Below are 9,230 nucleotides of genomic sequence, written 5' to 3' on the forward strand. Positions count from 1 at the left end.
CGCCGCCGCCGCCCGGTTGAACGAGTTGCGGGAAACCTGGCTCAACCCGCCCGACCTGGTGACGCGCGTGCCCGAGGTGGTCCCCGGCTATCCCGACCGCATCCTGCCTGTGGACGACAAGGCCGAACGGGAGCTGAGGAAACGCACCCTGACCAACCTCTACAACGTCCGTCCCGCCTGGCTGGATCATGCCCACAAGGCGCTGGATGAGGCCGTGGCCGAAGCCTATGGCTGGGGCGATGACTGGCGTGCGGGCCTGCTGACCGACGACGAGATCCTGGCCCGTCTATTCCATCTCAACCAGCAGCGCGCCGCCCGGTAGGCTGAAAGGCTTCAGTCACCCCGCTCCTTTCCAAACAACCGGGACCAGAACCCTGTGGCGGGCTTGGGGTGGTCTAGTTCAGGGGCTGGGGGCGCGATGGAGAGAGGCCCCTTGCCCGCCAGATCAACCGCGAGGTGTGATTGGGATCGAACGGGTGTTATGTCATCGAAAACCCCGGCGTGATCTTTCACGCCGGGGTTGTGTCATTTTAAGGTGTCGATCATCTGCAAGAGCAGGGCCAGAGCCGCTATTCTCTCCGCGCAAGACAGACCCGCCCACCACATGCGCAATCGCCGCATGTCGATCTCCCGTCAGGGGTTTCAGGGGAAGGGATAGGGGCGAGGGTTTGAGCCTGCACCGTGGGGTCTGAGCCCGTGCGAAGTAGGGTGAGGTCTGAGCTCGTGTCTTGTGGGGTCTAAGCCCGTGTAAGCCTGACATGGGAAGGCGCGCGGCACATGGCAAGCCTTCATATCCGCAAATGTTCTACACTTGCATATATCCTGCCTCGTCTTGCCTCGTCTTGGATAGCGCTGCGGTTACGCCTGCTTGCGCGGCCTGCCGCCCTTGGCCCCGTTCGTCCGCGCTGCCGCACCCTTGGCGGGTGATGTGGAGCTGCCTCCAACCGCTCCGAGCTGTGCGGCCATCCAGCGCTTGGTGCCATAGATCCCTTGCATCAGACTGGGCACGTAAACATCGGCGTCCAAGCGGGGCCAGTGCAGCCCGGTCCCCGCCGGGCTGATCTCGATTTCCCCCAGATCGTCGGCGCTGGCGTCCGACAGCTCTTCGATCAAATGCACAGGCACCATGATCGTGACGCCGGTGTTGAGGTCCACGACCAGCCGGTTCTGGCGGGCGTCATAGTCGGCCCGAACGGCATAGCCTCTGCGCCGCACGTCTTCACCACGAAGGGTCGCCGCCTGAAATTCCTGCTCAGTAATCTCCATGAATCTCCCTCCACTTCGGGCAAAGGACTGACAGATGCTCGGCCAGTTCCTTCTGGATGCGGTTCACCATCTTCAACGAGACCCCGTGGCGTTCCCGCAGCTCTGGCGGGCCATCAGGGCAGTTCAGCACAAACACGGCCTCACCATCTGCTGCAATGACGTGGACATGGGCGGGGCGGTGATCGTCCACGTAGATTCTCACCCGCAGGCCATCGAGGCGAAGGATAGTCGGCATACGCCAGATATAACCTAATCGCTTGGGTTTTTCAATACCGGCTTCGATGAGCGCTGTAGCACTACGTGCGACATATTTTGCAGTTCGGCGGGCTGTACACAAGGAACCTGCTCGACACTGCTTTTCGTCCGTAGTTGGAGATACCGCACAAAGTGGACGTAAAGCCTGGATTATCAGAAAAGCTTTCTCTGCAAAATTTCTCTTTCCAATGCCGCTTCACGCATCTGGCTGACAGGCCCAGAGGACAAATCTTCTACATAATCCTCGTTTCTTTCAAGTTCCCTTCTGCATGGGGGAACCCAAAAAAGCCGGGATTCGGAAGATATGTTTTTCTCCCATACAATCCATGCATATCCAGTGGCAGTAGACGCCTTCTTATCCAGTCTACCTTTAACCATCGGGACACGCTCGCTGAATTGAGCGAATTTTTGAGGTGGGTTCTGTGAGAATATTCTTTCGTATCTACCCACACTTTCGATGAAAACCGTACGTACTAGCATGGCTACGCCTCTGCTAGATATGCGTAATGATTTTTCGATAAATTCTTCCGCATATTTAAACGGTGGGTTGGTTATTACCCAATCAAAGGCATTAGGCCCGTGAGAGTTATTAAGAAAGTCTTCGACCTTGCCGTAACCGTAGTCATGTACGTCAGCTGCACTGACTTCCCCAAAATATTCGGCTAAGGTCTTTGCCATATGGCCAGCTCCACAAGCTGGCTCTAAGCATGACATATTGCTCAAAAACTTCTTATTCCCACGCTCTATTATGTGTTCGATCAATGCACGAGTAGCCCATGGAGGAGTGGGAAAGTTATCTAAACTATCCTTAGCCTCACTTCTTTGGGCCATGACGGCATGTGACTTATTTTGCGTGATCAAGAGCTGCTGCCTTATGGGATACTACGTATGATTTCGATCATTGCCCTAATGAACTCATGGAGTTGCTGATTAGTAATGATCTTTTCCGCGTAAGCGGTTAGGGATTCAGCGTTGTTTTTGACGTATTCAACGATTGCAGGAAAGCGGTCATGCAAATAAGGATAGAACTTCTGTCCAGCTGCATAAGCAAGACCATTCCTGAAATGTTGAGCGATTATAGGAAGTTTGTCATTTCCCAAGATGTACCGGGCGGCATGGTACACTGGGGTGAAGATGCTTATAGCAAAGTTCCGCACAGAAGAGAAGGCTACAGCTCTTTGATTGCGACCGGACTGGTTTTGAGGGGCATTCAGACCATCAGAAATCTGCTCACCTAACGCCTCAGCTGCTTCCGGTTCAGCAATTTGCTCAACCCCATCAAGTGCCGGCTTTATCGCTTCTAGAGCTTCTCCTTGTGAAAGGTATTGCTCGTTCGTAGTGGCTTTGCCCTCAAGCACCGCCATGGCAGGGGTCAGGTTTACTAGTAGAGTAAATGATTCAACTAGATCCCGAAAGAGAGGGACAATACCGGGTTCTAAGTCGACAACTGGATAGATCTCCGGATTTTGTTTGTGTGCATCGTATGAGGCAAGCTTGCTTTTAAGGCCACTGCCTCTCATAAATATTCTTATGACCGATGCATCGAGGGCATCTTCTGGCAAGGCATCTCTGAACCTTGAAACATCATTGTGGATTTCGCCGAGGCCGTTATGGCCCTGCGTGATGAGGTCTACGGCTTTAATCCGTAACTCATCGTAAATTTCTTTAATCTCTGGAGTGCCGAACAGCAGATCTGCTTCTGCAGAAACAATTGTGATTTTTCCGTTTTCAGTTAGCTTGAACTGATTAACGTCATTCTCTTGAATGGGAGGGGAGTATTGCTCATTTGCAGGATTAGCTCGCGCGTATGCGTCTAGAAAATCCCCAACATCCTCATCTGAAGCTGAGGCTATCGCAGCAACTCTTGCTGTTGCGTTAGTTTTAATTTCCTGAATTCGAGCTGGGTTTACTAGCCTGTCCGGTCGCGTAAAATAAGCCTGCACTAGTGCAGGCCTATAGTTCATGCGCAACAAGCCTTTAATGATAGAAATCTCGTAGTCTGAAATCGACGGTTCCAAGATACTTCCCTGATGCTGACCCCCGGCGGGCGAAACATACAGGCACGTAGTTAAGAGTCGAGCCGCCATAGAGCCGCAACTCATGACGCTCTTCAGTAGTTAAGTTGATGTCTTCGTACGCCACAGCCACCAGCGGCGGGGTTGATGTGGTCGTTGCGGCGGCATGACAGGCGAGGCGTCGTCACTAGAATTGAGACTTGGGGCGGGAAGCGCTGTTGCTAGTCGTTTAGCCTGATCCCGCCATTCGTCCCGCTCTACCTTAGCATCAGACAGGGCAGCTTCCAACATCCTGATCCTCTCCTCTAATGCAGAGGTTTCAGGTAGGCGTAATTTTGGGGTTTCAGGATATAACGCGTTAGGGGTTGTGTTAGATGACGTCGTTACCGCAGGGAAAACGCGAAAGAGTTCAGAAGGGTCGATGATATACCCTCCTGTATCAGTGCGGTCTGCCGAAATCTTACCTGATTTTATGGCCCTAGTGATCGTGGGAACACTCTTCCCCGTTCGCTTCGCTGCCTCATTCGCGCTCAATTTCATGGGGTTACAGGGCCTATTTCATGTTCTAACGCTGTAAGGGTAATGTAAGGGTAATGTAAGGGTAATGTAAGGGTGACGCGCGTTAGGTGTCACTGGGAAGTATCATCATGTTGCAAGGTGCCGCTTGCAACATTCTCAACGATATTCCGGCTCTTGATGCGATACTCACGCGCGAAGGTCACGCGATCACCTTTGAAGAACAAGGCGGGATTCACCCAGAACTGGTTCGGGGCCTTAGGAGCAAGGAAGCCTTTCGCTAGCAGCTCCTTCAAGCCGCGCTGAAAGCTCTTCTCGCTCATGTCGATCGCACGCCCGTTCAGGCCCTCATCAAAGAAAAAGAGGGTCAAGCTATCGGCATACCCTCCGGTCATCTTCGCAGTCTGATACTCTGCCAGCACGGTGTTGAAGACGCGCGCGCCTGTCTTGGTCAGATCGAATGCAGCCCTGACGCCTTCTGCGAAGACTTTGACGAAATGCTCCTCGTCGCGTTCCTCTATGGTGTGGATGACGGTCGCCCCGACAACCTCTCCCGTCTCTGGGTCCAGCAAGTCACGAGGAGTGCTCCGAGTGCGGACTGTCTTGGTCGAGGTGCGGATTTCTGCGCCCGTCATGAAGGGGTTTTCCCGAGGGCTGTAGTCTAGGCGGCGAAGGTTAACCTCCTTCGCTTCTAGGATCGTAGGTCCGGTAAACCTAGAAGCTTCATTAGACATAACAGCCCCCATTTTCTGTCTTTTGACCGAAGGACCATCTTCGCTCGAAAGACAAAAATCAAGCTATACTTGTCTTATGATGGTAATTTTTTGTCTTTCGAGTTCCATTTTTTGTCTTTCGCCATCCTGTAAAATAAGGAGAAAATCGCATTTCTCTTCTCACTCTTATATAGAAGCAAAAAAATGCACAGGCAGGCGGGAGCGCGGATCAAAGCGCTGGCGCCTGCCTGCCTGTGTAGTTTTTTGCTATCGGACGTGAGGCCCCTTGTGGGCCGAACGGACGATTCCGCGTGCGTAGCGCGCAAGGGTTGGGGGTGCAGGGGGGAAGGGAGGGATCACAGATCCCAATCGTCGTCTCGTTCGCGATCGTGGGATTTTGCTATGAAGCTGGTCTGAGGCTCAGATCGTGCGCGTTCCTGTTCAAGACGGCGTTCTTCCGCATCCCGATCAATATCCTGCTTCATGCGCTGAAGCGGTACGCTCAGATCCATTCCACGAACCTCATAGCTTCGAAGGATATCCAGCCCTGCTCTGATCCGATCTAGGTTAGTCTCGCCTGGACATTGGCTGACATCGCCGGTCAGCAGCTTTTTCATACCCTCCGGTCCGAACGATGTTTCGGCCGCCTCGGTCAACTCGATGCCTTCCATATGGCTTAGCTCGCGAGTGCCCGCTGTGATGAGCAAGCCGTTCATGTGGAGCGTCGCCATTTGGCGTTCCTCGGGCGTGGTCTTGCCAAACTCCCGCCGCAGGGCCTTTTCCTGCGCCCGTATGCCGGACAGGAGCTGGGCCGCGCCACGTTCGATCTGGTGCAGCCGTTCCTCGTACTGGGCCTTGGTCCGGGCAACAGCGTCTCTGGCGGCCTCAGAGGCCCGCTGACGCCAATCCTCATCGCTTTCCCTGCCCACCCCTAATAGATTGCCCTTGTGGCGCTCAGGGAGCTGGAAATAGGTCTCCGGGGTGGCATTGGCGCGGGCATAGTATTCCTTGATGGTCTGATGTGTGGCCTGACTGCGTTCCTTCCCCCGTTCCAGCCCGAAATCCTGACCCACGTCGCGGGCGAAATCGGTCTGCATCTTGCTGAGGGTAGCCTTGCCGCCGACCAGCTCGCGGGCGTTCAGTTTGCCGCGCGCATCGAGGGGGATCACCAGCATTTGCATGTGGGGTGTCGTCTCGTCGCGATGGATGACGGCCGAAAGCACGTTCTCCGCGCCGTGGCGGCCCTTGAACCAGTCGAGGGCCTTGCGGAAATAGGCGTCCTGCTGGTCGCGGGTCATCGCCGCCATCTTCTCAGGGCTGGCCCCCACAAAGTATTCGAGGGCATGGACAGCGTTCTTACGGATCTTCTCCGGTGCACGGGCGTCCCATGCCGCGATCACGCCCTGGGCACCGTCCGCGCCTTTGAGGACGGTGTTGTCATGCAGGCGATCGGCATCCGCGTTCGAGGTGTGGCGTTCGCGGAAGTTATGGGCGAGGGCCGCGCCGAGATGGCCCTTGGTCTTGATCTTACCGACGCGCAGGATGGCGTAACGACGATTGCCCGCCGGAGGCCCGCCCTGGGTCTTGAGCCAGTCGTAGTCCCCGATGACGAAACCCTGATCCTGCATCGTTTTCCTCTTGCGTCAGCGTGCTGGCGTGGCTCCGTGGCGGCTTGGCACCGGGAACGTCGTAACATGGCAAACGTAACACCATTTCAAAAAATGTGCACTCACTAGACAATTTGGCACAAGGCCAAATTATCCCCTCGCCCCTAACGGGGAAAGGGGCACATTTTTCTAAAACGGTGTTTCTCTGCAATCCCCTTGGAACGCCCATGGTGCGCGCGATTTACCCAGAGTATTTGAATGATCTCCAAGAGGTCAGACCTGTCCCGCGCGTGATTGCTTGATCAGCCTACAAGCTTCGTTCCGGGGGCTAATTTAGTCATAGAAACATTTGGAGGTCGATTTGACGCCACATGCCTTCATCGCCAAGTGGCGCAATGTCGAACTCAAGGAGCGCAGCGCATCGCAGGCGCATTTCCTAGACCTCTGCCGCTTGCTGGACATTGACGATCCGGTGACGGCGGACCCCAAGGGCGAGTGGTTCACCTTCGAGAAGGGAGCGACTAAGACCAGCGGCGGCGAAGGCTGGGCGGACGTGTGGCGGCGCGGCTGTTTTGCTTGGGAATACAAGGGCAGGCGGAAAGACCTGAAGGCCGCCTTTGCCCAGCTTCAGCAATATGCCGTGGCGCTCGAGAACCCGCCGCTGCTGATCGTTTCCGACATGGACCGCATCCAGTTGCACACCAACTGGACGAACACGGTCCAGCAGGTCTATGACATCGCTTTGGACGAGCTGGCTGACGCGGCGAAACGCGACCTGCTGAAAGCCGCCTTCACCGATCCCGAGCGGCTGCGCCCGGCCAAGACCCGGCAGGGGCTGACCGAAGATGCCGCCGGTCGCTTTGCCGCCCTTGCCATGAACTTGCGCCACCGGGGGCATGAGGCGCATGAGGTCGCGCATTTCGTCAATCGGCTGATCTTCTGCCTGTTCGCCGAGGACGTGAACCTGTTGCCCGACCGCATGTTCCAGCGGATGATCGAGCACGCACAGCGTCAGCCCCGGATGTTCCAGGCCCATGCCTCGACCTTATTTGCAGCGATGCAGTCGGGCGGCATGGTCGGCTTTGAGCAGGTGGAATGGTTCAACGGTGGGCTGTTCGACCATGCCGAGGCCCTGCCGCTGGAAGCTGGGGACGTGAACGAACTGCTGGCGGCGTCCCGGCTGGACTGGTCGGAAATCGACCCCTCGATCATGGGCACGCTTTTCGAACGGGGGCTTGACCCCGACAAGCGCAGCCAGTTGGGCGCGCATTACACCGACCGCGACAAGATCATGCAGATTGTCGACCCGGTCATCATCCGCCCCCTGCTGGCCGAATGGGACGCCGCGCAGGCGAAAATCCGCGCCGCTCTGGACAAGGCCGCAGCGGCGCGCAGTCCCGCCGCCCGCACCCGCGCCCACAAGGAGGCCGAAGGCATCAAGGAGGCTTTCCTTGAACGGCTGGCGAACTTCCGCGTGTTGGACCCGGCCTGCGGATCGGGCAACTTTCTGTATCTGGCGCTTCTGTCGCTGAAGGACCTGGAGCATCGCGTCAACCTGGATGCCGAGGCGATAGGCCTGCCGCGCGGCTTTCCCCGTGTCGGCCCGGAATGCGTGTTCGGCATCGAGCTGAACCCCTATGCCGCCGAACTGGCCCGCGTGTCCGTCTGGATCGGGGAAATCCAGTGGATGCGCCGCAACGGCTTCGAGGCGGCGCGGAACCCGATCCTGCGCCCGCTGGCGAATATAGAGAACCGCGACTCGGTGCTGGCCCCGGACGGCAGCCGCGCCGACTGGCCGGATGCCGATGCGGTGGTCGGCAACCCGCCCTTCATCGGCAACAAGAAGATGATCGCCGAACTGGGCGAGGGCTACACGACCGCCCTGCGCCGGGCCTGGAATATCGTGCCAGGGGGCGTGGATTTTGTCTGCTACTGGTTTGCGAAAGCGTGGGAGATGATCGAGGCGGGCCGCCTAACACGCGCCGGACTGGTCACCACCAACTCCATTCGCGGGGGCGCGAACCGCGAGGTGCTGAAGCCGATCACCGAGCGCGGCCGCATCTTCGAGGCATGGTCGGACGAACCCTGGACCGTGGACGGCGCGGCGGTGCGGGTATCGATGGTGTGTTTTGACGGACAGAAGGGCGGTGAGGCGCGACTAGACGGGGCCGATGTGGCGAAAGTGTTTGCGGATTTGACGGGTAGCGGTGGTGTGGACCTCACTCGCGCGGCGACCCTTAGTGAAAACAGCAGAATTGCCTTTCAAGGCACCATAAAGACCGGACCTTTTGAAGTTTCGGGCGATCTTGCTAGGCAATGGGTGGTCCTTCCGACCAATCCAAACGGGCGGAAGAACACCGATGTTTTGCGTCCTTGGGCGAACGGAATGGACGTTACCCGCCGGCCGTCGGACCAATGGGTGATCGACTTCGGTGCAGACATGACCGAGCGTGAGGCAGCATTATTCGAGGCTCCACTCTCCTATTTGCGAGAAGCAATCGACGCTGAAAACCAAACTCGTGCCCGCACTGGCAAAGGACTGTTGAGAGGACGCGAAACCCGTTCACTTGCCGGTTGGTGGCTGCACCAGCGCCCACGTTCCGAAATGCGTCGGGCGCTAAGTGGGCTTGGACGCTACATCATAAGTCCTCGCGTATCTAAGTATCGGCTGTTTGTCTGGGCACCTGTTTCGACGCTAGCTGACTCTGCCGTAATCGCCATTGCCCGCGACGACGACACGACCTTCGGCATCCTGCACTCGCGCTTTCACGAACTCTGGTCGCTGCGCATGGGCACGTCGCTGGAGGATCGGCCCCGCTATACCCCCTCGACCACCTTCGAGACCTTCCCCTTCCCGC

The 9,230-nt window shown here is 57.0% G+C and carries 7 protein-coding genes and 1 pseudogene; 2 read left to right on the top strand and 6 right to left on the bottom strand.

Annotation, left to right across the window (positions count from 1 at the left end; genetic code table 11):
• A pseudogene (locus E2K76_RS19620) lies at window positions 1-322 on the top strand (class I SAM-dependent DNA methyltransferase); the annotation flags it as partial.
• 536 nt (window positions 323-858) lie between these two features.
• Here the strand turns inward: E2K76_RS19620 and E2K76_RS19625 are convergent.
• The 6 genes from E2K76_RS19625 to mobV form a co-directional block, all read right to left on the bottom strand.
• Window positions 859-1,266: a DUF2442 domain-containing protein gene (locus tag E2K76_RS19625; RefSeq protein ID WP_136686130.1), complete on the bottom strand. Its 408-nt coding sequence runs from the start codon at window positions 1,264-1,266 to the stop codon at window positions 859-861.
• Entirely contained in the window at window positions 1,253-1,603 is a 351-nt protein-coding gene (locus tag E2K76_RS19630) for a DUF4160 domain-containing protein (RefSeq protein ID WP_220432317.1), read from the bottom strand. Before E2K76_RS19630 ends, E2K76_RS19625 begins: the two co-directional genes overlap by 14 nt.
• A 71-nt stretch (window positions 1,604-1,674) precedes the next feature.
• Complete coding sequence (locus E2K76_RS19635) at window positions 1,675-2,382, bottom strand: hypothetical protein (RefSeq protein ID WP_220432318.1); 708 nt, start codon at window positions 2,380-2,382, stop codon at window positions 1,675-1,677.
• Window positions 2,383-2,393: 11 nt separating this feature from the next.
• Window positions 2,394-3,539, bottom strand: coding sequence for a hypothetical protein (locus E2K76_RS19640; protein WP_136686131.1), 1,146 nt, complete (start codon window positions 3,537-3,539; stop codon window positions 2,394-2,396).
• Between the two features lie 626 nt (window positions 3,540-4,165).
• Complete coding sequence (locus E2K76_RS19650; protein WP_220432319.1) at window positions 4,166-4,687, bottom strand: hypothetical protein; 522 nt, start codon at window positions 4,685-4,687, stop codon at window positions 4,166-4,168.
• A gap of 434 nt (window positions 4,688-5,121) precedes the next feature.
• Window positions 5,122-6,393 carry a MobV family relaxase gene (gene mobV / locus E2K76_RS19655; protein ID WP_136686134.1) on the bottom strand — a complete coding sequence of 424 codons (1,272 nt, stop codon included), beginning with the start codon at window positions 6,391-6,393 and terminating at the stop codon, window positions 5,122-5,124.
• A gap of 340 nt (window positions 6,394-6,733) precedes the next feature.
• Between mobV and E2K76_RS19660 the strand changes: the two genes are divergently transcribed.
• Window positions 6,734-9,230 (top strand): class I SAM-dependent DNA methyltransferase (locus E2K76_RS19660; RefSeq protein WP_136686135.1); only part of this gene is annotated, 2,497 nt, incomplete at its 3' end.

Origin of the sequence: Falsirhodobacter xinxiangensis (genome assembly GCF_004959935.1) — a bacterium.
GTDB classification, from domain to species: domain Bacteria; phylum Pseudomonadota; class Alphaproteobacteria; order Rhodobacterales; family Rhodobacteraceae; genus Falsirhodobacter; species Falsirhodobacter xinxiangensis.

What these genes read in the sequence shown, in the direction of transcription:
- mobV (WP_136686134.1), bottom strand. Translation starts at nt 6,393, where the DNA reads ATGCAGGATCAGGGTTTCGTCATCGGGGACTACGACTGGCTCAAGACC.
- E2K76_RS19650 (WP_220432319.1), bottom strand. Translation starts at nt 4,687, where the DNA reads ATGACGGGCGCAGAAATCCGCACCTCGACCAAGACAGTCCGCACTCGG.
- E2K76_RS19625 (WP_136686130.1), bottom strand. Translation starts at nt 1,266, where the DNA reads ATGGAGATTACTGAGCAGGAATTTCAGGCGGCGACCCTTCGTGGTGAA.